The sequence below is a fragment of the Rahnella sp. BIGb0603 genome, assembly GCF_024808755.1.
In the GTDB taxonomy this organism is placed as follows: Bacteria; Pseudomonadota; Gammaproteobacteria; order Enterobacterales; family Enterobacteriaceae; genus Rahnella; species Rahnella contaminans.
Window position 1 is genome coordinate 443814 of record NZ_JANUEX010000005.1, and the last position, 24860, is coordinate 468673.

The 24860-nt window shown below is 53.6% G+C and carries 25 protein-coding genes; 8 read left to right on the top strand and 17 right to left on the bottom strand.

The annotated features are described in order from the left end of the window. Positions 1 to 15: 15 nt before the first annotated feature. The 4 genes from M2403_RS16135 to M2403_RS16150 form a co-directional block, all read right to left on the bottom strand. Entirely contained in the window at positions 16 to 1038 is a 1023-nt protein-coding gene (locus M2403_RS16135) for an ABC transporter ATP-binding protein (protein WP_152326739.1), read from the bottom strand. A 26-nt stretch (positions 1039 to 1064) separates the two neighbouring features. Beyond that, positions 1065 to 2204, bottom strand: coding sequence for a putative ABC transporter substrate-binding protein YdcS (gene ydcS / locus M2403_RS16140; protein WP_259230050.1), 1140 nt, complete (start codon positions 2202 to 2204; stop codon positions 1065 to 1067). Positions 2205 to 2238: 34 nt separating this feature from the next. After that, complete coding sequence (locus M2403_RS16145; RefSeq protein ID WP_259230052.1) at positions 2239 to 3702, bottom strand: gamma-aminobutyraldehyde dehydrogenase; 1464 nt, start codon at positions 3700 to 3702, stop codon at positions 2239 to 2241. 147 nt (positions 3703 to 3849) lie between these two features. Then, positions 3850 to 4758: a LysR substrate-binding domain-containing protein gene (locus M2403_RS16150; protein WP_152326736.1), complete on the bottom strand. Its 909-nt coding sequence runs from the start codon at positions 4756 to 4758 to the stop codon at positions 3850 to 3852. Between the two features lie 206 nt (positions 4759 to 4964). Here M2403_RS16150 and M2403_RS16155 point away from each other — a divergent pair, with 206 nt between their 5' ends. Next, complete coding sequence (locus M2403_RS16155) at positions 4965 to 5198, top strand: type II toxin-antitoxin system Phd/YefM family antitoxin (RefSeq protein WP_259230057.1); 234 nt, start codon at positions 4965 to 4967, stop codon at positions 5196 to 5198. Positions 5199 to 5286: 88 nt separating this feature from the next. Then, the gene (locus M2403_RS16160; protein ID WP_259230059.1) at positions 5287 to 5583 is read left to right on the top strand and encodes a type II toxin-antitoxin system RelE/ParE family toxin; all 297 of its coding nucleotides are present in this window, start codon (positions 5287 to 5289) and stop codon (positions 5581 to 5583) included. Between the two features lie 58 nt (positions 5584 to 5641). On the opposite strand, the gene M2403_RS16165 is transcribed toward M2403_RS16160, so the two are convergent. After that, complete coding sequence (locus tag M2403_RS16165; RefSeq protein WP_152326735.1) at positions 5642 to 6073, bottom strand: OsmC family protein; 432 nt, start codon at positions 6071 to 6073, stop codon at positions 5642 to 5644. A 145-nt stretch (positions 6074 to 6218) separates the two neighbouring features. Between M2403_RS16165 and M2403_RS16170 the strand changes: the two genes are divergently transcribed. Then, entirely contained in the window at positions 6219 to 6398 is a 180-nt protein-coding gene (locus M2403_RS16170) for a DUF2158 domain-containing protein (protein ID WP_152326734.1), read from the top strand. Between the two features lie 86 nt (positions 6399 to 6484). On the opposite strand, the gene metQ is transcribed toward M2403_RS16170, so the two are convergent. The 3 genes from metQ to M2403_RS16185 all read right to left on the bottom strand — a co-directional run bounded on the left by metQ (position 6485) and on the right by M2403_RS16185 (position 9216). Next, complete coding sequence (metQ, locus tag M2403_RS16175) at positions 6485 to 7297, bottom strand: methionine ABC transporter substrate-binding lipoprotein MetQ (protein ID WP_217153697.1); 813 nt, start codon at positions 7295 to 7297, stop codon at positions 6485 to 6487. A 291-nt stretch (positions 7298 to 7588) separates the two neighbouring features. Beyond that, positions 7589 to 7798 carry a hypothetical protein gene (locus tag M2403_RS16180; protein WP_152326732.1) on the bottom strand — a complete coding sequence of 70 codons (210 nt, stop codon included), beginning with the start codon at positions 7796 to 7798 and terminating at the stop codon, positions 7589 to 7591. A 206-nt stretch (positions 7799 to 8004) separates the two neighbouring features. Further along, entirely contained in the window at positions 8005 to 9216 is a 1212-nt protein-coding gene (locus tag M2403_RS16185; protein ID WP_217153699.1) for an MFS transporter, read from the bottom strand. Positions 9217 to 9649: 433 nt separating this feature from the next. Between M2403_RS16185 and tssD the strand changes: the two genes are divergently transcribed. The 3 genes from tssD to M2403_RS16200 are packed head-to-tail and all read left to right on the top strand — an operon-like array spanning position 9650 to position 10914. After that, positions 9650 to 10135, top strand: coding sequence for a type VI secretion system tube protein TssD (tssD, locus tag M2403_RS16190; protein ID WP_259230065.1), 486 nt, complete (start codon positions 9650 to 9652; stop codon positions 10133 to 10135). A gap of 6 nt (positions 10136 to 10141) precedes the next feature. After that, positions 10142 to 10582, top strand: a complete 441-nt coding sequence (locus tag M2403_RS16195; protein WP_165059866.1) for an STM2901 family protein — start codon at positions 10142 to 10144, stop codon at positions 10580 to 10582. Continuing rightward, the gene (locus tag M2403_RS16200) at positions 10576 to 10914 is read left to right on the top strand and encodes a DUF1493 family protein (RefSeq protein ID WP_165059868.1); all 339 of its coding nucleotides are present in this window, start codon (positions 10576 to 10578) and stop codon (positions 10912 to 10914) included. Before M2403_RS16195 ends, M2403_RS16200 begins: the two co-directional genes overlap by 7 nt. A 45-nt stretch (positions 10915 to 10959) precedes the next feature. Here the strand turns inward: M2403_RS16200 and M2403_RS16205 are convergent, their stop codons facing one another. The 7 genes from M2403_RS16205 to M2403_RS16235 all read right to left on the bottom strand — a co-directional run bounded on the left by M2403_RS16205 (position 10960) and on the right by M2403_RS16235 (position 19097). After that, the gene (locus tag M2403_RS16205; protein WP_259230067.1) at positions 10960 to 12759 is read right to left on the bottom strand and encodes an ABC transporter ATP-binding protein; all 1800 of its coding nucleotides are present in this window, start codon (positions 12757 to 12759) and stop codon (positions 10960 to 10962) included. 2 nt (positions 12760 to 12761) lie between these two features. Beyond that, positions 12762 to 13679: an ABC transporter permease gene (locus M2403_RS16210; protein WP_259230070.1), complete on the bottom strand. Its 918-nt coding sequence runs from the start codon at positions 13677 to 13679 to the stop codon at positions 12762 to 12764. Beyond that, on the bottom strand, positions 13679 to 14653 hold the full coding sequence (locus M2403_RS16215) for an ABC transporter permease (protein ID WP_259230071.1): 975 nt from the start codon (positions 14651 to 14653) through the stop codon (positions 13679 to 13681). The genes M2403_RS16210 and M2403_RS16215 overlap by 1 nt, the downstream gene beginning before the upstream one ends. Further along, positions 14650 to 15600, bottom strand: a complete 951-nt coding sequence (locus M2403_RS16220; RefSeq protein WP_259230073.1) for a nucleoside hydrolase — start codon at positions 15598 to 15600, stop codon at positions 14650 to 14652. Before M2403_RS16220 ends, M2403_RS16215 begins: the two co-directional genes overlap by 4 nt. Before the next feature lie 4 nt (positions 15601 to 15604). Next, positions 15605 to 16555: a nucleoside hydrolase gene (locus tag M2403_RS16225; RefSeq protein ID WP_165059876.1), complete on the bottom strand. Its 951-nt coding sequence runs from the start codon at positions 16553 to 16555 to the stop codon at positions 15605 to 15607. After that, positions 16552 to 17436 carry a dihydrodipicolinate synthase family protein gene (locus tag M2403_RS16230; RefSeq protein ID WP_152326722.1) on the bottom strand — a complete coding sequence of 295 codons (885 nt, stop codon included), beginning with the start codon at positions 17434 to 17436 and terminating at the stop codon, positions 16552 to 16554. The genes M2403_RS16225 and M2403_RS16230 overlap by 4 nt, the downstream gene beginning before the upstream one ends. Before the next feature lie 98 nt (positions 17437 to 17534). Next, the gene (locus M2403_RS16235; RefSeq protein ID WP_152326721.1) at positions 17535 to 19097 is read right to left on the bottom strand and encodes an ABC transporter substrate-binding protein; all 1563 of its coding nucleotides are present in this window, start codon (positions 19095 to 19097) and stop codon (positions 17535 to 17537) included. Between the two features lie 141 nt (positions 19098 to 19238). On the opposite strand from M2403_RS16235, the gene M2403_RS16240 reads away from it, so the two are divergent. Together M2403_RS16240 and M2403_RS16245 are read left to right on the top strand one after the other, a co-directional pair. Beyond that, positions 19239 to 20126, top strand: a complete 888-nt coding sequence (locus M2403_RS16240) for a LysR family transcriptional regulator (protein WP_165059880.1) — start codon at positions 19239 to 19241, stop codon at positions 20124 to 20126. A 421-nt stretch (positions 20127 to 20547) separates the two neighbouring features. Beyond that, positions 20548 to 23025, top strand: a complete 2478-nt coding sequence (locus M2403_RS16245) for a membrane-bound PQQ-dependent dehydrogenase, glucose/quinate/shikimate family (RefSeq protein WP_259230075.1) — start codon at positions 20548 to 20550, stop codon at positions 23023 to 23025. Positions 23026 to 23105: 80 nt separating this feature from the next. On the opposite strand, the gene M2403_RS16250 is transcribed toward M2403_RS16245, so the two are convergent. Next, entirely contained in the window at positions 23106 to 24401 is a 1296-nt protein-coding gene (locus M2403_RS16250; protein ID WP_208950719.1) for a type II toxin-antitoxin system HipA family toxin, read from the bottom strand. Positions 24402 to 24404: 3 nt separating this feature from the next. After that, the gene (locus tag M2403_RS16255; protein ID WP_152326717.1) at positions 24405 to 24656 is read right to left on the bottom strand and encodes a helix-turn-helix domain-containing protein; all 252 of its coding nucleotides are present in this window, start codon (positions 24654 to 24656) and stop codon (positions 24405 to 24407) included. Positions 24657 to 24860 lie beyond the last annotated feature (204 nt).

A 24860-nucleotide genomic window follows, 5' to 3' on the forward strand; every position in this document is an offset into this window, starting at 1 on the left:
GCTGATATCCATCGTTTAACCCTCAACCAGCGCCACCATGGCATCTTTGTCCCAACAGGCCACCACCGGTTGCCCCTGATGGAAGGTGTTTTTCGCGCTGACCGGAAGGTTATTTGCCTCACTGACAAACAGCTTTTCACCGCCTTCGAGCGCCAGTTCGTAGCGCGTTGCGGCGCCCTGGAAATGAATATCTTTGAGGATGGCGCTGACCTGAACCGAATCCGTTCCGGCCGCCGGTTGCGGCGTCAGGCGGATATGTTCAGGGCGGATGGAACGGCTGCCGGGAAGGCCGGTGAGCTTCAGGGAAAGTTCGGAAGTCAGCACGTTTGCGGTGCCGACAAACTGCGCGACAAATGCGGTGCGCGGGTTGAGATACAGCTCGCGCGGCGTATCGACCTGTTCGATGCGGCCATTGTTAAACACCGCGACACGGTCCGACATCGACAGCGCTTCGCTCTGATCGTGGGTAACAAAAATAAAGGTGATGCCCAGCTCACGCTGTAGCTTTTTCAACTCACCCTGCATCTGCTCACGCAGTTTGAGATCCAGCGCGCCAAGCGGTTCATCGAGCAACAGTACGCTCGGCTGATTCACCAGTGCCCGAGCCAGCGCCACGCGCTGACGCTGACCGCCGGATAAAAATGCCGGTTTCCGGGCAGCGGTAAAACCGAGCGCCACGCGTTCCAGCGCTTCCATCGCCTTGTGCGTTCGCTCCTTTTTCCCCACGCCTTTGACCATGAGGCCATAAGCAACATTCTCGAGCACCGTCATGTGCGGAAACAGCGCGTAATCCTGGAAAACGGTGTTCACGTCGCGCTCATACGGCGCAAGCTGCGACGCTTCCTGCCCGTGAATGCGGATGGATCCTGATGTCAGCGTTTCAAAACCTGCGATCAGCCGCAGGCAAGTGGTTTTCCCCGAGCCCGAAGGCCCGAGCATAGAAAAGAACTCGCCGTCCTGAATATCAATCGACACATTATCGACGGCTTTGGTTTCCCCGAATATTCGGGAAACATTGATAAATTGTACGGCGGCCATAGTCAGCTCCTGTAAATTGACAGTGATTAACGACCACCCATGATCGAAATATAATCCTGAGTCCAGCGTGAATAGGAGACGTACTTACCGTTCTCCGACTGCGGCGTTTTCCAGAATGAAATCGAGGCGAATTTGTCGAAACCGTTGGTCTGACAGCCTTCTGCGCCTAACAACGGGCTGGCTTTACATCCGGCGGGCACCGCAGGTACGGAACCAAACCAGGCGGCGACGTCGCCCTGCACTTTCGGCTCCAGCGACCAGTTCATCCATTGATACGCGCAGTTCGGATGTTCGGAATCAGCGGCTAACATGGTGGTATCCGCCCAGCCGGTGACACCTTCTTTCGGGAACACCGTGGCAATCGGCTGCTTCTCACCTTTCAGGGAGTTGGCCTGATACGGCCATGAAGAACTGGCAACAACACCTTCGTTTTTGAAATCGCTCATCTGCACAGACGCATCGTGCCAGTAACGGTGGATCAGCGGATGCTGGGCGCGCAGCAGTTTCAGCACGGCCTGATACTGGGTTTCGTTGAGCTGATACGGATCGTCGATTTTCAGCTCCGGCTGGGTACTTTTCAGATACAGCGCGGCATCCGCGATGGCGATCGGGCCGTCATAGGCCTGCACGCGTCCCTGATTGGGTTTGCCGTCAGGCAGATTTTGCGGAACGAAAATGACCGCCCAGCTGTCCGGCGGCGTCGGGAAGGCTTTCGTGTTATACATCAGCAGGTTTGGCCCCCACTGATACGGCGTACCGTACACTTTCCCGCCAACGTTAAACCATGCACCCTTCGTCAGACGCGGGTCGATACTCTTCCAGTTCGGGATAAGCGCCGGATTAATCGGCTGTACGCGTTTACCGTAAATCAGGCGTAACGACGCATCGCCGGACGCCGTCACCAGGTCATAGCCGCCTTTCGCCATCAGGCTGACCATTTCATCGGACGTTGCCGCGGTTTTCACGTTCACCTTGCAGCTGGTTTGCTTTTCAAACCGGGTCACCCAGTCGTAATTTTTGTCGCTTTCACCGCGCTCGATATACCCCGGCCAGGCCACAATATTTAACTGACCTTCGCCTTTACCAATACTTGCCGGTGTTTCCGCGGCCAGAGCGGTATTTAAAAAACTCAGCAGGCCCAAACAAATAGCAGATAGCTTTTTCATCGGTTACTCCTGTCCTGTCGTCATTGATATGTTTTTAGAATTGTGGTTTGAACTTCGCCATGATGTGTCTGACTACGCTGTAATCCTGTAATGAATAACTGGAAAGATCGTTGCCGTACCCGGAGCGTTTTAATCCGCCATGGGGCATTTCGCTGACTAAAGAAAAGTGGGTATTAATCCAGGTAGTGCCGTACTGCAGGTGGGAAGAGATTTGCATTGCAAGGTCGATATTTTGTGTCCAGACCGACGATGCCAGTCCGTATTCTGATTCGTTTGCCCAGCTGACGACCTGCGCAATAGTGTCGAACCGCGTGACGCTCACGACCGGCCCGAACACTTCGCGCTGTACGATTTCATCACTTTGCAGACAGCCTGCCAGCAACGTCGGCTGGTAATAAAATCCGGGGCCGGAATGCGACGCCGCGCCGGTAATACGCTCGATGTGCGGCTGGCTCAGTGCCCGCTCTACAAAACTCGACACGCGATCCCGCTGGCGGCTGCTGATGAGCGGCCCCATAAAGTTTTCGCTGTCGTTTTTGCGCGCGAAAGATAACTGCGAGACTGCCTCGCCCAGTTTTTCTACCAGACGTTCATAAATTCCGGCCTGCGCATAGACGCGGCAGGCGGACGTACAATCCTGCCCCGCGTTGTAATATCCCCACTTGCTGACCGCCTCCACCACATCGTCAATATCGGCGTCATTACACACAATCACCGGCGCTTTACCGCCCAGTTCCAGATGCGTGCGTTTCACGGTTTTGACCGCGGCCTGAAGGATGCGCTGGCCGGTGACGATATCGCCGGTCAGGGAAATCAGGCGAACATGCGGATGGCTGACCAGCGCATTACCGACGCCCTCGCCGCTGCCGGTGATCACGTTCAGCACGCCGGGCGGCAGGATTTCCTGTAAAGCCGGCAGCAGCGCAAGAATGGTCAGCGGCGTATGTTCAGAAGGTTTAAAAACAACGGTATTTCCCGCGGCCAGCGCGGGGGCAATTTTCCACGCCGACATCATCAGCGGGTAATTCCACGGCGCAATCGAGGCTACGACGCCCAGCGGATCGCGACGAACCATTGACGTGTGGCCGGGCAGATATTCACCGGAAAGCTGCCCCTGCTGACACCGGATGGCACCGGCAAAAAAACGGAAAACATCCACGGCGGCGGGCAGATCGTCATTGAGCGCCTGATGCAGCGGTTTACCGCAGTTCAGGGCTTCGAGACGCGCCAGCTGAGGCGCCTGCTTTTCAATAGCATCGGCAATACGCAACAGGATCGTGGCACGTTCGGCGGGCGTGGTACGTGACCAGCGGATAAATGCCTGACTGGCGGCGTTAACAGCCATATCCACCTGCGCCAGTGACGTTTCCGCCACTTCTGCAATCACTTCGCCAGTGGCGGGATTATAAATACTCTGTGTTGCGCCCTCGCCATGCAGAAGGTCACCGTTGATCGCGTGTTTATCAGAGAAACTGGCAACAAATTCTGCATCTGACATCGTACTGGCCCTCAGAGAAGTCAGTCATCGTGAATTAACAAAAATGTTATTTTTTAGTAACAATTCGTCTATTCACATTAGGTAATTTCTCTGAGGGCAACAAATAGCAATTACTGAAGGCTGCGTTCGGAAAAAACGAAGGCTCCGTTAAGCAGGGCGTCGCTTGGCGCTGTTTTCGCGCGCAATGGTGAGAAACGGCGTCACCAGTTCCGGCCGCGCACTGCCGCGCCGCCAGGCCAGCCCGATATCCAGCGGTTCGATGGAATCCTCCAGTTTACTGGCTTCGATCATATTGCCTTCCAGCGACCACGCGCGGTACGCCATGTCCGGCTGAACGGACACGCCAAGCCCCGCTGCGACCAGGCTGCGCACGGCTTCGGTCGAGGCGGTTTTCATTGCGATATTCGGTTTTAGTCCCGCCCGTGCCCACAGCCGCTGCGCGTGCTTTTCCATTTCATCCACATTGAGCTGGATCAGTGGTTCGTCAGCGATATCGGCCAGCGAAATGCTTTCGCGCTCCAGCAGCGGATGCAGCGGCGGCAGCCATAAGCGATAAGAGGAGTGGGTCAGAACTTCGGTCTGAAGCGCATCGCGGTCTTCAAGATTTGAGAGGATCAGCACACCAATGTCGATCTCGCCGCTGACCAGCAGATGCTCGATGTACTGGCGCTCATCCTCGACGACTTTCACCTCGACATTCGGGTAATAGGCGTTGAACTGCTTGAGTAAATCCACCAGAAAATAGCCGGCCACCAGGCTGGTGACGCCCAGTGTGATTTGCCCGGTCACGCTTTCGGTTCCCAGCTGCAGGCTGCGTTTGGCGTTATCGACGGTTGCGAGGATCAGATACGACTGGCGCAAAAACTGGTGCCCCTGATGCGTCAGCGTCATCCCTTTGGCATGGCGGTCAAACAGACGCGCCTCTGTTTCCGTCTCAAGTTGTTGAATCGCCTGTGTCAGCGAGGACTGCGAAACAAAAGAGGCCTGTGCAGCGGCCGATATCGATCCGGTTTCAGCAACGGCAATAAAATGGCGGATCTGGCGTAACGTCAACATAGCGCGATCAGGACCTCTACATATAATCGAATGCAGTCGTTCAGCATTCGGTTTAAGGGAATGATCAAGTAATGGCAGGCGGCGGATTTTTGTCAAACCGGGGGAGCGGGGTTTTGCGAGACGTGCGGGAGAATGGGAAACTTACTTTGCAAGCAGTCTTTAAAAGAACTCTATCCAGACCGTAAAACTTGGCTGAGAAATTAAACATGCAAATACAGACTATCAGCTCCGTAAAGAGGCATGCTGCTGTACTTGATTTATCACAACCGATACTGGTCACTCAGAATGGTGAACCGGCTTACGTGATTGAATCCTTTGAAGACAGACAAAAAAGGGATGAAACCCTTGCTTTACTCAAGCTGCTTACCCTGGCAGAAAATGATAAAGCAGAAGGCCGGACATTCACGAGAGAACAGTTGTTAGCAGATCTTGCCAGATGAATCTCTCATCTGATCTGCTGATTATTGGGATCACCTTATGTCTGCAACGAAAAGTAAAATTACGATTGAGTACCTGTAAACAGTAGAATTGTCTACTGATGAAATTGCGTCGTTCCAGACTTCACAGGGAAACGATGCGCTAAAAAACATCAACGCAGTCTTGGATGAGTTTGAAGCAAAAGTGAAAATCTTTCCTTTATCCTGCCCGGTTGCACCCGATCTCGCCGCGCTGGGTATCATCAAATATCGCGAAGGTAATACATTCAATGGCTACCGCATCATTTATACCTATGATGAACCGGCAAACCTTATCTCCGTGTACGTGCTTCTTTCGCAGCGGCAAAATGTTCAGGAACTGTTGTTCAAAAAGTTGAACATGGGTTAACAACAGAAAAGCCACGCAAACTTCGCGTGGCTTTCAGATTCAAAACTTCAGTCTTTCATCAATTTTCCAGCTGATAAGTCAGCGTGATTTCCGCGTTCAGCACCTGAGAAACCGGGCAACCGGCTTTGGCTTTTTTGATGATTTCGTCAAATTTGTCTTTATCGATACCCGGCAGCTTGATTTTGCTGTCGAGCGCAATCTTAGTGATGGCAAATCCGCCGTCCACTTTATCCAGTGACACGTCCGCAACGGTATCGATGCTTTCTGGCGTGTGCCCTGCTTCGCCGAGCATCAGCGATAACGCCATCGAGAAGCACGCGGAATGCGCAGCACCAATCAGTTCTTCGGGATTGGTACCGACTTTGCCTTCAAAGCGGGTGTTAAATCCGTACGGCTGATCCTTCAGGGCCCCACTTTCAGACGAGATGTAACCTTTACCGTGTTTAATATCGCCTTCCCAGTGTGCCGAACCTTTCTTATGAATGGTCATGTTTTTCCTCCGTTTTGTATTACATTGGCTATAAGTATAGCTTTAACGCTGTAATTCGCGAGGATCGCCTGGCTATGCGTCTTTAACGCGGTTTTTCGCAAAGTACGGCATTCATTCACCCTCACAAAAAAATAGAGAGGAAAACATGTTTAAACCTCAGGATCTGGTTCAGTCAAAAACCGGCGGACCGCAAATGATTGTGCTGCGCGTGGAAGGCGAAACGTTATGGTGCGCGCGCACGGATGATTTTTCAAAAAAAGAGATCGAAGTGAGCGCTGATTCCGTAAATCTGTATCACTTAGACGGTGATTTCGGCGTCTGCTGAAAACCTTTTTTTGATTTTGCAGATACAAAAAATCCTGAGATTGCAAAATCTCAGGATTCAATGATTACTTATCCGTGACTGTGTACTTACCAGCCTTTTACCGCGTCACCGTGATAGATGGCGTCCGCCGCTTTAACTGTTGCATCAGTCTGATAAGCTTCAACCAGTTCTTTTACAGCCTGACTGTCTTTGTTATCTTCCCGCGCCACAATAATGTTCACGTAAGGCGAATCTTTGTCTTCCACGAACAGACCGTTTTTGCCCGGCGTCAGGCCAACCTGACCGGAATACGTGGTATTGATCACCGCCAGTTCGATTTTGTCATCGTCAATTGCGCGGGTCAGCTGCGGAGCTTCAATCTCAACAATCTTGAGATGTTTCGGGTTCTCAATGATATCCAGCGACGTTGGCAACAAACCCACGCCGTCTTTCAGTTTGATCAGCCCTTGTTTTTGCAGCAGCAACAGCGAGCGGCCAAGGTTAGTCGGGTCGTTCGGCACGGCAACCTGCGCGCCATCGCTCAGCTGATCGATGGATTTGATTTTACGTGAATACGCAGCTATCGGATAAACAAAGGTTTTACCCACTTCCACCAGTTTATAGCCACGTTCTTTCACTTGTTTGTCGAGATACGGGCGGTGCTGGAAGGAATTGACGTCAATATCGCCGCTGCTCAGTGCAGAGTTAGGCAGCACGAAATCGTTGAAGGTCACCACTTCTACGTCCAGATTGTATTTATCTTTGGCCGTTTTCTTAATGGTTTCCCACATCTGCTGATCGATACCTGCACTGATGCCTACTTTAATGTGGTTCTCTTGAGATTTTTGGTCACAAGCGGTCAGCGCCAGAGCGCCAACCAGCGATAACGCCAGGAGTGTAATTTTTATTGCGGTACGCATGGGGTTTACTCTTTCCGTGAATAAAGAAGTGTTCAAATTGAAGCCGTAGCTTTACAGACACAGTGTTTCAAAACGTTTTCACATGAGCAAATACGAAAAAGAAATAACCTAATGCAAAAAGGGGATTTTCGGGCGGGAATTTATACGTTAATTCAATAAAACGATAACCAGAATGTTGTGAATTTGTTGTTTTACCTTTATACAACCTGTTTCAATAAAAACAAAACATGGCCTAGGATTATTCTTAAGACCATGTTTTTTCTGGGGTATATCATTACAAGTAAAATAATATTATCTTACATTCAATTCCGTTGCCCACGCAGAAACCGTATCAGGAGAAATATAATTTACTTCGTAAATACAACCACTTGATGAAGATGTTAAATAGCCAATGCAGGGGAAAGAATCAGGATGCAATTCAACAAGAGCCTGCTGGATTTCTTCATCGCTCATTAAAGGGGAGATCGGGGCATCTGAAAACCGGAAGTAGTCTTCAAACATCCACGATATATAGTCCCTTTCACTCCTCAACACTCTCATATAACGCACTCCCTCCGGTTAAATCCCATTAAAAAAATAGCAGGGCGGTGGAATTCGTGCGAACAATAATTGAACTGAAATTGCCTTAAATCAAATAAAGCCCGCCGGAGGCAGGCTTCTGAGAGGTCAGGATCGCTTACGTGGAAAGATTTCCTGATCGCAAACGATCATTCTTTGGCGGAACGCAGTGCAACGGGCTGCGGGTGTGACAGGAAAATGGTGATGCCCGCCAGCAGCGTGAGCGCGCCGCCGAGAAGAAACGCACTGCTGACACCGGCGTTGTCCGCGAGGATCCCACCAAACAACGCGCCCAGCGCCAGCGAGGTCTGAAATACGCAAACCAGTAATGCCGAACCGGTTTCAAACAAAGCGGGCGATGCCTGATAAGTCCAGATATTCAGACACACCGGCAGCGCACCAAACGCCAACCCCCAGAGGATCACCAGCGCGCTGGCCAGCGGCAACGGCAGGTTTAGCAGTGACAACGCCAGCACCGAAAGGCTCAGCAGCAACATGTTCAGCATGAAGGCTTTCTTCACGCCAAATTCACGCACGGTGATTTCCGTCGTCAGCGTGCCTATCAGCCCTGCAACCCCGTAGCCCATCAGCAATAAGGAAATATCGCTGGCAGGCAGTTTCAGGTTAAAGCGCAGCCAGGGTTCGAGATAGGTGTAAGCCGCGAAATGGCCGCCCGCCATAAAGACGCCGATGATCAACGCATAACGGATCCCCGCCACTTTCGTCACGCCGAGCATTGCGCGCAGGCCGATGGACTGCTGCGCGGGTAAAGAAGGCAGCGCCAGCCATTGCAGCACGAAGAAAACCAGCGCCAGCGCCGAATTGAGGGTAAACGCCATCCGCCAGCCGTACAGATCGCCGATAAACGCCCCTGCCGGAACGCCCGCCACGGTTCCGACGGCCACACCGGCGGTGATCAGCGAAATGGCGCGTGCGCCCTGCTCTTCCGCCACCAGCCTGCGCCCGGACGGAATAGCAAACGACCAGAAACCGCCGACACCGATGCCCAGAATGATGCGTCCGATCAGTAAAACGTTGAACGATTCCGCCATTACCGCGATGCCGTTTGCCAGAATCACTGACGCCGAGAGCAGTAAAAGCAGATTCCGGCGATCCATTTTTTTGGCGAAAAGCATAATCAGCGGCGCAGAAATTGCCGCAACCAGCCCCGGCAACATCACCGCCAGCCCGGCGTGGCCTTCCGTCACGCCCAGAGATTGCGCAATCGGCGACAGCAGGCCGATAGGCAGAAATTCAGTGTTAACCAGAACAAAGGTGCCGCAGGCCAGTGAAAAGACCGCCAGCCAGCGGCGAAAAGCAGACGTCTCTGGCCGGGTGTCCAGCGATGAGCACTCAGTCATTATTGTTATCCTTAGTGAGGTGAATTATTACGGACATGTATATTGATCGTAATAAAACGTGATCGCCGTCACCGGGTCAAGATTATTTATAACGACCGTTAGGGTATTTCTAATGACCATTTGGACTAAGCCAGAGCCCGCCTGCGATGCGGCTTACAGAGGGATCTTATGCCGCCGGTTTGCAGGGCACATACAGATAACGCGGACAGAAAATCTCTCCACATATAAAGTATGTTGTAACTAAGTTGCGTAACGAGCGGATCCCGGCTGGCATCCGCAGAAATGTGCTGAGTAAAAGTGACTGGTTTCTTCGGGGATAAGTTATCGATTTCATGTACTACTCTTCTGAAAATAACATGAATAATCAATCACTAATTGTTAACAGGCGCGGGGAAGCATACGGTGTTGTCACACAAATAACAGGGAGTTAAATATGGCAATTCCAGCTTACTTATGGCTCAAAGACGATGGCGGAGCACTGATTAAGGGGTCAGTAGATGCCAGAGGTCGCGAGCACTCAATCGAAATCACATCGTTCAATCATTCCCTCAGTATTCCCACTGATAGTGGCACGGGAAAACTCACGGGTACGCGGGTACATGGAGCAATGCAGGTTGAGAAGGATTTTGATTCCTCCTCACCTTATCTATACAAAGCTGTGGCCACCGGCCAGACCCTGAACTCAGCAGAATTGAAATGGTACTGGATCAATGACGCGGGTCATGAAGTTGAATATTTCAACATGTTCATGGAAGGCGTGAAGATCGTCTCTGTCGTCCCGATGATGCATGACACAAAAACGGTGATAAATGTTGGCCATAAGGAAGCCATTCAACTGCGCTATCAGAAAATCACATGGAAATATTTGGATGGAAACATCCAGTACAGTGATGCATGGAATGAGCGCATAACCGGGTAACAAAATATGGATACTACCGAACAAACCAGTGGCTACTACTTCAACGGGTTATCTAATTTATCACCAGGGGAACTGTTCTTTTGGGTTTTTCTGGATGAAACCGGCAAACAGGTAGGGATTACCGATTTTGCAAACCTTGCTCTGATTGTTCTCGGCCAGCCCATGAAAGCGACACGTGCCAAACCTCTTGGCGCAACACCTGGAACCTCGATATTAAGTTATCATCTGAGGCAATGGCTTAATATAGAGGTTAAGCAATGGCCTACTCTAACTAACGGGAGTATCCGGCGGTTAAAATTCTCCTACGTAACAAATCTCGGGGCATTTGTTGGCCGATGGATCCCTTTTGTTGGTTGGGTAATACTCGCGGATGATGTTGCTACAATTGCCTGCAAAACCACTAACCGTTTTAACACCATTGCCAATGAGAAAGATCGCCTATGGTAAGTAATGAGGAAATCATAAATTGGTACAATGAGCGTTATAACAAACCGGGTTATTTCTCTAAAAAACGCAGGCCGGTCACTATTGATACCAGCCTTTCTACCGGCCGTTATGTCTGGGCGTGTGAAACCGGGGACGACATCATGAAAGAATATTTCGAGAAATTCCAGGTTGAACCTCAGGGGTTTGATTTCTTGAAGTACTGGCCAATTGAGGCGTCTGGCCTGTCAATTTTTGCGTTATGCACCTGCGGAGATGATTACGAGGAGCCACTACCATTAACGCTCAAAATGTTGGCTGAATCAGCGCGTGCGGGAAAGTGGCTATATGGCTAAAAAATTAATTTTAATTCTCTCTTCTTATCTGATCGGATATTTCATTCAAACCTGCACAAAATGCCCCGCGCTGACTTCGCGGTAATGCCGGGCGGGCGGCAGATAACTGGCGCTGCGCAGCGGGCTGGCGAGTTCTTCCGGCGCGATGGCTCGTTTACGGCGGACATCCGGGTCGGGCACCGGCACGGCGGCCAGCAGTTTGCGGGTATAGGCGTGCTGCGGGTTTTCGAAGATGTCTGCGCGCGAACCCATTTCCACGATTTCCCCCAGGTACATCACCGCCACGCGGTGGCTGATGCGTTCCACGACGGCCATATCATGCGAGATAAACAGATACGCCAGCCCGAGTTCCTGCTGGAGATCGAGCATCAGATTGATCACCTGCGCTTTTACGGAGACGTCCAGCGCCGAGACGGCTTCATCGGCGATAATCATTTTAGGTTCCAGCGCCAGTGCGCGCGCGATGCAGATCCGCTGACGCTGGCCGCCTGAAAACTGATGCGGAAATCGGGACGCCATATTGCTTTGCAGCCCGACCTGTTCGAGCAGCTGCGCGACGCGGCGTTTTGCCCCTTCTGCATTGTGCAGGCCGAGGCTCATCATTGGTTCAGCAATTGCCTGGCCGATTCGCATCCGCGGATTCAGGCTTTCATATGGATCCTGAAAAATCATCTGCGCCTGCGTGCGGATTTCCGTCAGATGCGCCGGATCTGCCCGGCGGATATCCTGACCGGTGATCAGCACGTCGCCGGAGGTGGCTTCGGTGAGGCGCAAAATCGTGCGGCCGGTGGTCGATTTTCCACAGCCCGATTCCCCGACCAGCGAGAGCGTTTCGCCCGGTTGCAGGCTGAACGAGAGATCTTCAACCGCATGGACGCGCGCCGTCACGCGCCGCAGCAGGCCGGATTTCACATCAAAACGCGTGATCAGGTTTTTTACGTCGAGCACTGGCGGCCCGTCGCGTATCGTGTTGACCGGTTCGGCGACCGGCAGCAGTGCTCCGGTGCGCGTGTCCGTCAGCGGAAAACGGGTGGGCAGCGTCGTACCTTCCATCGCGCCGAGCCGTGGCACCGCAGAAAGCAGCGCGCGGGTATAAGCGTGTTGCGGCAGATGAAAAATTTCGCGCGTTGAGGCTTGTTCCACCGCTTCGCCGCGATGCATCACCAGCGTGCGGTCAGCGACTTCCGCCACCACGCCCATGTCGTGCGTGATGAACAACACCGACATCCCCTCTTCTTCCTGAAGCGATTTTATCAGCGCCAGAATTTGCGCCTGAATAGTGACATCCAGCGCCGTGGTCGGTTCGTCTGCAATTAATAAACGCGGATTACAGGCCAGCGCGATGGCAATCACCACCCGCTGGCGCATGCCGCCGGAAAAGCTCAGCGGATATTCATTGAGCCGGGAGGTGGCTGCCGGAATACGCACTTTTTCCAGCAACCGGACAGCTTCGGCGCGCGCGGTGGCGTCATCCATGCCGCGATGGCGTTTGAGCACTTCGGTAATCTGGACACCGATTTTCAGCACCGGATTCAGGCTGGTCATCGGTTCCTGAAAAATCATTCCGATGCGATTTCCGCGAATACTCTGCATCTGGCGCGCGTTCAGGCTGAGCAAATCCTGCCCGCCGAACTGGATTTTTCCCGAATAGCGGGCCTGTTTTTCATCCAGCAAACGCATGACCGACATCGCCGTCACGCTTTTCCCGGAGCCGGATTCGCCCACCAGTGCCAGCGTTTCTTTCGGGCCAATCGAGAAGGAAAGATCCCGCACGACGTTCAGCCATTCGCCGTCTGCGCTGAAAGCAGTATTAAGGCTTTCGACCTGTAAAACCGGATTGTGCATCTTCAATCCTTATTCCGGGGGTTAAGGATGTCGCGCAGCGCATCACCGACTAAGTTGATGGCGACAATCAGCACCAGCAACGTCACGCCGGGGAAGACGCTGATCCAGTAGTCGCCGGACATCAGGTAATCAAAGCCGTTGGCGATGAGTAAGCCCAGCGATGGTTCGGTCACCGGCAGGCCGATGCCAAGAAACGAGAGCGTGGCCTCAAGCATGATCGCGTAGGCAATGCGCATGGTTGCGACCACAATCAGCGGCGGCAGACAGTTGGGCAAAATGTGGCGAAACAGAATGCGCGGGTTCGACAGCGCCATGCTGCGTGCGGCGTCCACGTAACTTTTGCGGCGTTCAAGCAGCGCCGAACCGCGCACCGTGCGCGCGTAGTACGCCCACTGCGTGACGATCAGCGCCAGAATAATTTTATCGACGCCCTGCCCGAGCACCGCCAGCAAAATCAGCGCGATTAAGATCGGCGGGAAACTCAGCTGGATATCGACAACGCGCATGATCAGCGCATCGGTTTTGCCGCCGGCATACGCACTGGTCAGCCCCAGCGCTGCGCCAATAGTCAGGGCGATCAGCGCACTTGAAACGCCGACCAGCAGGCTGGTTCGCATGCCATAAAGAATGGCGCTCAGTAAATCGCGCCCCTGATCGTCCGTGCCCAGCCAGTAGATCATGCCGCTCATGCTGGCCGTGCCCGGTTTGAGGCGACCATCCATAATGTCGAGTTGCGATAAATCGTACGGGTTTTGCGGCGAAATCCACGGCGCGAGCACTGCCAGCAAAATGGCAATCCCTAAAATAATCAGGCCGCAAAGGGAGAATTTATTGCGCAGCAGCGCGCGCGCAGTGTGATAAAACGCCGAATGCGCTTTGCCCTGCACGACGTTTCGCGTATGTACTGAATCAGATGTCATCAGCTTTCGCCTCCCAGCCGCACACGCGGATCGACCAGCACGTACAACACATCCACCAGCAGGTTGATCAGGCTGAACATCACTACTGTGATCATCAGATATGCCAGAATCACCGGCCGGTCGAGCACCGCAATCGAGTCAATAATCAGTTTGCCCATTCCCGGCCAGGCGTAAATGGTTTCAGTAACGACGGCAAACGCAATCAGTGATCCCAGCTCCAGACCGATGACGGTAATGAGCGGGATCAGCGTATTTTTCAGAACGTGAACCAGCACGATGCGGCTTTCAGAAAGCCCTTTGGCGCGGGCAAAACGGATGAAATCCTGTTGCAGGCATTCGAGCACACCGGCGCGGGTCAGGCGGATAATCAGTGAGATCTTGAACAATGCGAGATTGAACGCAGGCAGGACCAGATGAGCGAGGCCGTCAGCGGTAAACAGGCTGACGGGTACGCCAAAAACGTCCATCGTTGCACCACGCCCCGACGCGGGCAGAACGCCCAGTTTGACGCTGAAAAACATAATCATCATCAGCCCGATCCAGAATGTGGGCAGGCTGAAACCTAAAATCGAGACGGTCATGATGGATTTGGAAAGCCAGCCGTCCGGGCGCAAACCGGCATACACGCCGAGCGGGATCCCAATCACCAGCGCCAGCACAAACGCCACCAGCGCCAGTTCGAGCGTGGCGGGCATCCGCTGAAAAATCAGGTGCAGCGCGGGCTGGTTGTAGATAAAGGAGTTGCCCATGTCGCCGTGCAGCGCGTTAACCAGAAACAGGCCGTACTGTTCCCACACCGGTTTGTCGAGGCCGAAAGACTGGATCACGCTGAGCCGTTCGGCGGGCGTTGCGGTGGTGCTGAGCAGCAGATCCACCGGATTTCCCACCAGATAAACGCCGCCAAACACCAGCAGCGACATCACAAACAGCGTCAGTAACGTTTGTCCGAACCGGCCGAGCAGATATCGGCTCATTTTAGGGCAGTACCATAGCGGGAAATCACGCGGCGCAGCAGGCTGAAGAATCCGTATTCATCGACGGTCTGCATGACGTGCGCATTGGGCGGTGTCGCCAGTTTTTGCCAGAAATCAGCATAGGTATAACCGGCGGTTTTGCCGGAGATCTCAACGCCCACGCGGGCAGGTAAACCATCGAACAGCCCCGGCTGTAGCAGCCAGGCGATCGCGGTGGCGTCATGAACCGGCCCGCCGTCCCGGCCAAAACGGCGTAAATCGCTGCGATCAAACGCGCCCAGCAGCGCCGCAATAGCCTGCCCCGGAAGGCCGCCATCCTGTTTCAGGGCGTCAATATCATCGGTGCCAATCAGCGCCTGAAACGTCATATCCAGCGGCATGATCACCAGCGGAACGCCGCTGTTAAACACTTTTTCCGCCGCGTGCGGATCGGCGTACACGTTAAATTCAGCCCAGGGCACGCGGTGCCCGAGCGCGGTAAACGCGCAGCTCATGGTGACGATTTGTTTAATGCCTCGTGCCACGTCCGGGTGCATCCCGAGCGCCAGCGCAATATTGGTCATCGGGCCAATGACGCACAGAGTCACCGGGTCGTTGTCTCCGGCAGCTATTCTCAGCGTGCGCACCAGAAAATCGACGGCGTGTTCCGCCTGTGGTTGCAGTTCGCAATCCGGCACCAGCTCATTTCTGAACGCGCCGATATGTGCGTATTTGCCGTAAACCTGTTCACGCACCAGCGGACCGGGCGCACCGGCAAACACCGGCGTCGCAGTTTTTCCCGAGAGCGCGACAATTTTGCAGGCATTCTGTACGGCGTCTTTCAGCGCCACATTTCCGGCGACCACCGTCACGCCGAGCACGTCCAGTTCCGGCGAAGCCAGCGCCAGCCACAGCGCAATGGCGTCATCCACGCCCGGATCGGTATCAATAATGATGCGCTGCGTCATAGGATTATTTCCCGGCATAGCGTGAGAGCAGTTCGTAAAACAGCGCGAAGACTTTGTTCGCATCCACGCGTGTCACAATATCGACGTTCGGGGTTTCGCCCGATTTTCCGTACCAGTCGGCGACGGTCTGCCCCAGACATAACTCACTGTTATGTTCGATAAAGACCCGTGCTTTTTCCGTGCCGAACAGCTCCGGCGCAAGGACATACGCGATCACCAGCGGATCGTGCAACGGCCCGCCGCGGGAACCATAACGGCGCACGTCGTTGCGATCCCAAAACGCCATCAGCTCACCGAGTTGCGCAGAAATACGGCCGGAAACTTTCACAAACTTCGCCACATGTTCCGGCGTCAGAATAACCTGATGCGTCGCGTCGAGCGGTAAAACCGTGATGTTAAGCGGGCTGGAAAAAACGATATGCGCGGCGTGCGGATCGGCCAGCATGTTGAATTCGGAAGTCATGGTGCGGTTACCGGCTTCGCGGTACGCGCCGCCCATCAGCACCACGCGGGAAATACCGGCGGCGATGTGCGGTTTGATGCGCAGCGCCGTGGCAAGGTTGGTCAGCGGCCCGAGTACGCAAAGCGTCAGCGGCTGATTATCCGCAATCGCCTGCTCGCAGCTGTCGATAAGGAAATTAACTGCGTGCTGAGTTTCAGGCTGCTTTTTGGGTGCCGGAAACGCGGTATTCCCCAGGCCGTTTTCACCGTGGAACTGGCCGTGGATGGGCGCGCGCAGCATCGGCTGATGGCATCCGGCAAATACCGGAATGTCCACACGATAACCCAGTTCGGTAATTTGCAGCGCGTTGCGGGTGGTATTCATCAGCGGCTGATTACCGCACACCGTGCAGATGCCGAGAATGTCCAGCTGCGGTGCAACAAAAGCACTGAGCAGCGCAATGGCATCATCGATGCCCGGATCGCAGTCAATAATCACTGGCAGAGTTTTCATAAGGCACCGACCGAACGCAGGACTTCTGCAATTTCCTGACGCGCAGAATCATTGAGCGGAATTTGCGGCGGGAGCGGATCACCGACTTCAAATCCCTGCAATTGCAGTGCGGCTTTGATGCATCCGGCAATCGAATATTTGGCGAAGATTTCGTTGATGCGCCACAGCGGCCGTTGCAGTTCCATGGCTTTTTTCCAGTCGCCCTGGCGTGCGGCTTCATAAAGCGCGAGGCTCTGTTTCGGGACAATACAGGCCGGTCCGGCCATCCAGCCCACGCCACCAATCATCATCACACACACCGGAATATGCGCCGACGCGGCAAAGACCTGCATCCGCCCTTGCGTGCGTTCAATGATCGACAGCAGCCGCCCGGTGTTGGTCGACGCATCTTTAATATAGTTAATGTTTTCAACATGGCTCAGCCGCTCAATCACCGGCAGGCTGAGATCGGAACGCTGGAATTGCGGATTTGTGTAGAGCACGACGGGCAGTTTTCCGGCGGCCAGCGCGATGGCGCGGAAGTAATCTTCCACGCCCTGTTCGGGCACCGGGAAATACGCCTCCAGGATCGCCAGAATACCGTCGGCACCCAGAGCGGCGTAGCGAGCGGTTTGCGCGACGGCGTCCTGGATGGTGGTGGCTGCGACTCCGGCGATTACCGGAACGCGGCCCCGAGCGGCTTCGACGACGGTTTTGACTATCTCAGTGCGCTGCTCTGCGCTGAGATAAGCAAACTCACCTGTACTGCCCAACGGCGTCAGACCGTGCACGCCGCTATCAATCAGATGCCCGACCAGTGCCGTGAGCACCGGTTTGTCTATCTGGCCGTCGGGGGTAACCGGCGAAACCAGATAGGGATACACACCGCTAAAAGAAGTCATAGCTTCTCTCTCTTTTCTTAGAACAACCCTGGTGTTGGTGCTCTATTCCCGCCTTGGTTCGGTATGCACGTTGTCCGTGTTCTTATGCCGCTGAACACTTACTTTTGATGGACAAAGTACGGCAATGTGTAGCCATCAGATCGGCCGGTGTAGCTGTAAGGGGTTTTCATCGCCCAGGTATACGAGAGGAACAGCAGCGGAATGGTGCCTTCGTCCTTCATCGCAATCTCTGTGGCCTGTTGCAACAGCTTTTCGCGCTGGCCGTCGTCGAGGGTTTCCCGCGCTTTGGCCAGCGTTTGATCAAATTCAGGATTCGAGTAACGCCCGCGGTTACCCTGCCCGCCGTTCGGCCCGAAAGTTTCGAGCAACGGCCCGAGTACACCGGACGCCTCACCGGTTTCGATCGCCGCACCGCCCATAATCAGACTGAAATCGCGTTTGGATGCACGCGAAAAATACACGCTGCCCGGCATGGTCACGACGTCGGTTTTAATGCCAACGCGGCTGAACATCTGACCCAGCGCCTGCGCAATTTTAGAATCGTTCGGGTAACGATCGTTTGACGCGTGGAACGTCAGGGTAAACCCGTCCGGATATCCGGCCTGCGCGAGCAGCTGTTTGGCTTTTGCCGGATCATAAACCGGTGCGGCAATCGACGGCGTGTAACCGAAATACCCTTTCGGCACCAGCTGTGACGCCGGAACGCCCTGCCCGTCCATAATGCGGTCAACGATTGCCTGACGATTAATCGCCAGCGACATCGCCTCACGCACTTCCCGTTTTTTCAGCGGATTGCTACCGTCCGGCCCTTTGGCAAACGGCGACACATCGCGATCCTGATCCGGGTGTAAATACAAAATGCGGTTACCGGCGACAGATTCCAGACGCAGGCTGGTTTGTTTCGCCAGATCCCGCCCGTCCGCCGTCGGCACGCTTTCAATTAAATCCACGTCACCGGAACGCATCGCGGCCACGCGTGCGCTCGGGTTTTTGAAGACGCGCAACGTGACTTTGTCCCACTGCGATTTTCCGCCCCAGTACTGGTCATTGCGCGCCAGCACCACGTTGTCGTCCGGCGTCCAGCTGACAAATTTGAAAGGCCCGGTACCAATAACGTCTTTCCCTTCGTTCAGGGTTTGCGACGGCACCGTTTCCAGACGTGCCGGTAAAATTGCCACGCGACTCAGGTTGTTAAGCAATAAAGGTGTAGGCGTTTTGGTGACAATTCTCACCGTTAACGGGTTCACTTCGGTGACGTCAGCAATGTCGTTGACGTAAGGCGTGTAGGCGCTTGGGCTGTTTTTAGACGCCAGTGCCACGCGTTTGATGCTGGCGATCACGTCTTTGGCGGAGAAGTCACTGCCGTCGTGGAATTTAACGCCGGGACGCAATGCGAATTCCCAGGTGGTGTCGTTGATAACTTTCCACGAGACGGCAAGTGCAGGCGAAATGTGTTGTTTTTCGTCCTGATTCACCAGGCCGTCGAAGATGTTGCGGGCCATCGCGCTGTTGGCACCACCCACGTAAAACTGAGGATCCATCGAAGTCGTTGACGCAGCAAGACCAATATTCAGGTCAGCAGCTTGTGCCGCAAAGGTTTGAAACCCTGAAATGGTGGCCAGCGCCGAGGAAAACACTGCGGCCAGAACGGACTTTCTCATGCATTTAACCCTTAATTTTTTTAGATTTTCAGGCAATGTGTGACAGATCGTAAATTGGAGTCTAGGGGGTGGACTTCTGGATTGAAAATTGTATTTTGTGTTACATCCATAAACAAATGTTATGGATTCTGAGGAAATATTATGAAAATTAATCCCCGACAGGTCGAAGCCTTTCACAAAGTGATCCTCACTGGCGGGATTACGGCGGCGGCGAATATGATGAATATCACGCAGCCCGCGGTCAGCAGGCTGATCCGTGACTTTGAATATGCCATCGATCTGAAGCTGTTTGACCGCGACGGGCGCGGGCTGATTCCGCGCGACGATGCCATCAAGTTGTACCGTGAAGTCGAACGTCTTTACCTCGGACTTGAACATATTTCACGTATCGCCGACGAAATCCGTCATTCAAAAGGCAGTGTTTTGCGCATCGGCAGCGTCGCGGCGCTTTCGCCGTTGTGCGTCGAACACGTTCTGCCGCCGCTGATTGAAGAGATTGCGGATATCTCGCTGTTTCTCGATATCGAAAGCACGACGCACATTATGGATGTGGTGACCGGCAACCAGTACGACGTAGGGTTTATCTTCGGAAAGCCCGATGTGAAAGGGCTGGAAGCCGAGATGCTGGCAACCGCCAAAGCCGTGGCCGTGATGTCGCCGAGGCATCCGCTGGCGAAACAGGATGTGGTCACCGCCATGGATCTGACCCGCTATCGCCCCATTATTCCCGGCCGGAAAACGCCGCTGCGAGAACAGCTGGATCAGGTCATGAGCCGCCTCGACTTGTATATGAACAACCCTATCGAAACGTCGCTTAATAATTGCTGCATCATGGCGGGGAATAATCTGGGCATCGGCATCGTTGATTACATTACGGCGCGCAGCCACAAGAGCGATATTGTGCTCAAGCCCTTTACGCCAGACATAAGTATTGCCTATCTTGCCGTATTCCCGCCGCAGATCCCGAAAAGCCGTCTGGTAGAACATATTACTAAAGAAATGAAGACCTTAATCGAAGGCTATCTGTAGCTACTTGCAGCCCACGTCAGTAAAACTCACCAAAAGGTTCACACAAAATCATACTTCTTAGTGATCTCTGTCACATTCCTCACACCAAACGACGCTCTCGTGGGCAAATAGTGCGCCCATATAGACTTAAAAGCTATAAATCAGCGTTTAAATATCATTTATTTGAATAAGTTAAATTATTTAATTATTAAATATCAATGCCATACCTGGTAGCCGCACAAAGAGTAATCTCACTTATAATAATTTACCTAATTTCAAACTCTTCGTTACACATTCACAACCCCGATGAGAAGTATTACTATTTGCGCGAAATTGTCCTATCTGGTTCATTTGATAACGGGTGTTCATTACGTGTTTCCAGCTTTTCCCACATCTTGACTACAATATTTTTGTCGACAACATAAGTGCAGTGAGATAAATCATGCCAACAACTAAGAGTAAATGGACCTGGCTCCTCTGGCTGCTGAGTGCGCTGATGGCCGTTATCGGCCTGACACTCGGCATCGGCGGTGCGTATCTGGCCACATTGGGAGGAAGCATTTACTTCCTGCTGATGGGTCTGGCCCTCGTCGTTTCCGCCGTTTTAATTTTCAAAGGCAAGCCTTCGGGCGCGTGGCTCTACGCCGTCGCCTTCGTGCTTTCTGTTATCTGGGCTATCTGGGACGCCGGTTTCACCTTCTGGCCGCTGTTCTCCCGCCTGTTCACGTTCGGCGTTCTGGCCTTCCTCGTCGCACTGGCGTATCCGCTGCTGAAAACGCGCGCGGGCCTTGTTGCCCGCAAAGGACCGAGTTTCTCGCTCGCCGCCGTGCTGGCAGTTGCCCTGATCGCGGCATTCGGTAACACGTTCGTCCCGACGCCAATCATCAGCGCCGACAACGATCAGGTTCCGGTCAAACCGGTTGATAAAGGTGCGGAACAGAAAAACTGGGCGAACTGGGGTAACACCACCGCAGGCGACCGTTTTGCTGCACTCGATCAGATCAACAAAACCAACGTCGATAAACTGCAGGTGGCGTGGACGGCTCATACCGGCGATATCCCGCAGAGTAACGGTTCCGGCGCTGAAGACCAGAACACCCCGCTGCAAATCGGTGACAAACTGTTTGTATGTACCGCGTACAGCAAAGTGATCGCCCTGAATGTGGATGACGGTAAAAAGCTGTGGTCTTACGACTCCAACTCTACCGCGCCGAACTGGCAACGTTGCCGTGGTCTGGGCTATTACGAGAACAGCAGCGTAAATAGCGCAGCGCCACAGGCTCAGGCTGCCATTCCTGCGGCTGAACCGGCCACTCCAAATGCCGCTTCAGAAGCTGCCGCGCCTGCAACAGATGCGCCGCAAGCGCCTGCTGCCACCGGCGGTACCGTCAGCGCGACCTGCGAACGCCGTCTGTTCCTGCCAACCATTGATGCGCGTCTGATCGCCATCAACGCCGACACCGGCAAGCCTTGCGCTGATTTCGGTGACAACGGCGTGGTTGACCTGAAAGTCGGCATGGGCGAAGTGAAACCCGGCTATTACCAGCAAACCTCTACCCCGCTGGTCGCGGGTAATGTCGTGGTTGTTGGTGGACGCGTGGCGGATAACTTCTCCACCGGCGAACCTCCGGGCGTGGTGCGTGCGTTTGACGTTCACACCGGCGCACTGGTATGGGCATGGGATCCGGGTAATCCGAACATCACAAAACTGCCACCGGAAGGTCAGACTTACACCCGCGGTACGCCGAACGTCTGGTCTGCGATGTCCTACGATCCGAAACTGGGTCTGATTTATATGCCAACCGGCAACGCCACGCCTGATTTCTTCGGCGGCACACGTACCGAGCTGGATGATAAATACAGTTCCTCTGTCGTCGCAGTAGACGTGGCTACAGGTAAAGTTCGCTGGACGTTCCAGACCACGCATCACGATCTGTGGGACTTCGACCTGCCGTCTCAGCCGCTGCTGTATGACCTGCCGGACGGCAAAGGTGGCAGCACGCCGGTTCTGGTGCAGACCTCCAAACAGGGCATGATCTTCATGCTGAACCGCGAAACCGGCCAGCCGGTCGCAAAAGTGGAAAACCGCGAAGTGCCGCAGGGTAACGTCCCTGGCGAACGCTACTCCAAAACGCAGCCTTTCTCTGTCGGTATGCCAAACATCGGCAACCAGACGCTGAAAGAATCTGACATGTGGGGCGCGACGCCGATGGATCAGTTGCTGTGTCGCATCGAGTTTAAAGGAATGCGTCACGAAGGCGTTTATACGCCTCCGGGTCTGGATCGTTCCCTGCAATTCCCGGGTTCTCTGGGCGGCATGAACTGGGGCAGCGTGTCGGTTGACCCGAACAACGCCATCATGTTCGTGAATGATATGCGTCTGGGTCTGGCGAACTACATGGTTCCGCGTGCACAGGTTCCGACCGGCGCAAGCGGTATTGAGATGGGGATGGTGCCGATGGACGGTACGCCGTACGGCGCAGTCCGCGAGCGCTTCCTGTCTCCGCTGGGCATTCCTTGCCAGAAACCACCGTTTGGCACCATGTCTGCGGTTAACCTGAAAACCGGTAAAATCGTCTGGCAGGTTCCTGTCGGTACGGTAAAAGACACCGGTCCGCTGGGCATCAAAATGCGTATGCCAATGGAAGTCGGTATGCCAACGCTGGGCGCAAGCCTGTCAACGCAATCCGGTTTGCTGTTCTTCGCCGGTACGCAGGATTTCTATCTGCGCGCATTTGATACCGCAACCGGTAAAGAAATCTGGAAATCCCGCCTGCCGGTGGGCAGCCAGTCTGGCCCGATGACGTACGTTTCACCGAAAACCGGTAAACAGTACATCATCATCAGCGCCGGTGGCGCACGTCAGTCCGCAGAACGCGGCGACTACGTGATCGCCTACGCATTACCTGATCAGAAGTAATTCGATTTAATTTTGTCGAAAAACAAAGCCCGCCGGTGTGAACTGGCGGGCTTTTTTGTTTGGGGATGTTTATGGGGTGTTCAGGGAAGCCTTGATGCCTGACTCTTTAATCCTGCGAATATTGCTTCGCTGATTTTTACAGGAAAACCGGCGGGCAATAAAGCCGCGACGTCCTTAATCACCTGCGGAGTTTTTTCTTTCATTTCCGCCATCATACGGACCACACTCTCTTGCGGAAAATCGACCCGCAGCGCCGTTGTGCCAAAATGCCGGGGAAGGATCCTGTCCCAGTGAAAATGCCGGTTTATCCCCAGAACAGCCATCGCCATTTTGGCTTTTTTCGCCGGTATACCTTGCGGATGCATAAGCGGGAAAGCAGACATCACGTCATACAGTGGCGTCATCCGGTATGCGCTTCCGGGTTCAATATACACGCTAAAGTTCTTCGCATGACCGTCAATGGCAGCGAGCATCCAGAACAGAATCTGACTCTTAAAAAACAGTTCCCGATCACGTAAAACCTGCTGTGATCCAAGCAGAAGTTTCATTGCCGCCGCGATGCCCGGACCACCATCAGACTCGTATTTCAGCGCCGGAGCCACGCCCAGCGCCTGACAGAAATCTTCCTGCGGCAACCGCATCAGCCAGGAACCATCCTGTGACCAGCGGCGATCAAAGCGCTCAACCACTAACACTTTTTGCGTACCGAAACGGGCAATTTCGGCACGGGCGGCGGGGAGCCCAAACTGTTCCGCAATCTTCAGGCACAACCATTCATTTTCAACACTTTCGCTTAAATCGATTCCATTGTTTGCTATATAGCCAATGGGAAGTTTAAGAATATGGCTCGTCGGCGTGCTCCCCTGCGGACGATGCCACTGGTCGCGATACCATAACAGGGCTGTTTTTTCCTGAGCTCCGGCCAGCGAAATACGAAAGTCATCGACTTCCGCTTCCATGCCCAAAGGGGCTTCTTTATAGCCCTGAAGAAGATGTTCCACTTCTTCATCGCTTAGCGGTTGGGCATGAATTTCAGTTACCGGCGTGACCTGGCTGTTCTCCGGATACAACTGAACTGCACCGACACAATCGCCCCCAATGCGAGAAAGCAAATCGAAAGGCTGCTTCGTCGGAATGGCAAAACGCGCCTGAATACGGCTTCGGATTTGCTCATTATCGGGGAGAAGGTTATCAAAAAAGTTGTATACCACGGCACCACGAAACTTTGCAGTTTGCAGCGGAAGGGATAACGAAATAGCACGAGCTCCCGCCCGGTTCAGCCAGCTTTCGTGATACACAAATGACATTTCACCGCCACTGGCTTTCTCTAACGTCCCCACCGTAATGCCATTTAACGCGAGCGTTAACTTATCCATGTATTACCACTCCTGATCCCACGACGTTTTGTCCTGTGGATCACTGTTTCTTGGTGCTATCTGCAGCTCTAAATCCAGCGCAGCGAGCAGTTTAAACAGTGTTTCCAACCGCGTTCCATCCGGGTAATTTTCAAATTCAGAAACCGTGGACTGTTTCAGGCCCATTGTCTCAGCGGTTTTACTCTGGCTCAGTTTGCGCTTTTTACGCTCATTCCGCAGTGCATTGGCCAACATTTTTGTTGAAGTTATATTCATATTATCCTCCCTGGCGGATATTTTCAGTATATCCCCTGTAAGGGATAAATCAATTTCTATCCTCTAAAGCGGATAATATTAAAATATCCTCTACACCCTGTAAGCTGTAAAAATCTAATACAGCCTTCAGGCTGTAATTTGCCCTTTCTGCCTGTCGCATGTTTCAATGCGTTCCCGATCTCCCTGTCTCAAATAAGCCAGACG

Excerpts from the sequence above, each read along its gene's own strand:
- M2403_RS16135 (WP_152326739.1), bottom strand. The coding sequence starts at position 1,038 with ATGGCCGCCGTACAATTTATCAATGTTTCCCGAATATTCGGGGAAACC.
- ydcS (WP_259230050.1), bottom strand. The coding sequence starts at position 2,204 with ATGAAAAAGCTATCTGCTATTTGTTTGGGCCTGCTGAGTTTTTTAAAT.
- M2403_RS16145 (WP_259230052.1), bottom strand. The coding sequence starts at position 3,702 with ATGTCAGATGCAGAATTTGTTGCCAGTTTCTCTGATAAACACGCGATC.
- M2403_RS16150 (WP_152326736.1), bottom strand. The coding sequence starts at position 4,758 with ATGTTGACGTTACGCCAGATCCGCCATTTTATTGCCGTTGCTGAAACC.
- M2403_RS16155 (WP_259230057.1), top strand. The coding sequence starts at position 4,965 with ATGCAAATACAGACTATCAGCTCCGTAAAGAGGCATGCTGCTGTACTT.
- M2403_RS16165 (WP_152326735.1), bottom strand. The coding sequence starts at position 6,073 with ATGACCATTCATAAGAAAGGTTCGGCACACTGGGAAGGCGATATTAAA.
- M2403_RS16170 (WP_152326734.1), top strand. The coding sequence starts at position 6,219 with ATGTTTAAACCTCAGGATCTGGTTCAGTCAAAAACCGGCGGACCGCAA.
- metQ (WP_217153697.1), bottom strand. The coding sequence starts at position 7,297 with ATGCGTACCGCAATAAAAATTACACTCCTGGCGTTATCGCTGGTTGGC.
- M2403_RS16180 (WP_152326732.1), bottom strand. The coding sequence starts at position 7,798 with ATGTTTGAAGACTACTTCCGGTTTTCAGATGCCCCGATCTCCCCTTTA.
- M2403_RS16185 (WP_217153699.1), bottom strand. The coding sequence starts at position 9,216 with ATGACTGAGTGCTCATCGCTGGACACCCGGCCAGAGACGTCTGCTTTT.
- tssD (WP_259230065.1), top strand. The coding sequence starts at position 9,650 with ATGGCAATTCCAGCTTACTTATGGCTCAAAGACGATGGCGGAGCACTG.
- M2403_RS16195 (WP_165059866.1), top strand. The coding sequence starts at position 10,142 with ATGGATACTACCGAACAAACCAGTGGCTACTACTTCAACGGGTTATCT.
- M2403_RS16200 (WP_165059868.1), top strand. The coding sequence starts at position 10,576 with ATGGTAAGTAATGAGGAAATCATAAATTGGTACAATGAGCGTTATAAC.
- M2403_RS16205 (WP_259230067.1), bottom strand. The coding sequence starts at position 12,759 with ATGCACAATCCGGTTTTACAGGTCGAAAGCCTTAATACTGCTTTCAGC.
- M2403_RS16210 (WP_259230070.1), bottom strand. The coding sequence starts at position 13,679 with ATGACATCTGATTCAGTACATACGCGAAACGTCGTGCAGGGCAAAGCG.
- M2403_RS16215 (WP_259230071.1), bottom strand. The coding sequence starts at position 14,653 with ATGAGCCGATATCTGCTCGGCCGGTTCGGACAAACGTTACTGACGCTG.
- M2403_RS16220 (WP_259230073.1), bottom strand. The coding sequence starts at position 15,600 with ATGACGCAGCGCATCATTATTGATACCGATCCGGGCGTGGATGACGCC.
- M2403_RS16225 (WP_165059876.1), bottom strand. The coding sequence starts at position 16,555 with ATGAAAACTCTGCCAGTGATTATTGACTGCGATCCGGGCATCGATGAT.
- M2403_RS16230 (WP_152326722.1), bottom strand. The coding sequence starts at position 17,436 with ATGACTTCTTTTAGCGGTGTGTATCCCTATCTGGTTTCGCCGGTTACC.
- M2403_RS16235 (WP_152326721.1), bottom strand. The coding sequence starts at position 19,097 with ATGAGAAAGTCCGTTCTGGCCGCAGTGTTTTCCTCGGCGCTGGCCACC.
- M2403_RS16240 (WP_165059880.1), top strand. The coding sequence starts at position 19,239 with ATGAAAATTAATCCCCGACAGGTCGAAGCCTTTCACAAAGTGATCCTC.
- M2403_RS16245 (WP_259230075.1), top strand. The coding sequence starts at position 20,548 with ATGCCAACAACTAAGAGTAAATGGACCTGGCTCCTCTGGCTGCTGAGT.
- M2403_RS16250 (WP_208950719.1), bottom strand. The coding sequence starts at position 24,401 with ATGGATAAGTTAACGCTCGCGTTAAATGGCATTACGGTGGGGACGTTA.
- M2403_RS16255 (WP_152326717.1), bottom strand. The coding sequence starts at position 24,656 with ATGAATATAACTTCAACAAAAATGTTGGCCAATGCACTGCGGAATGAG.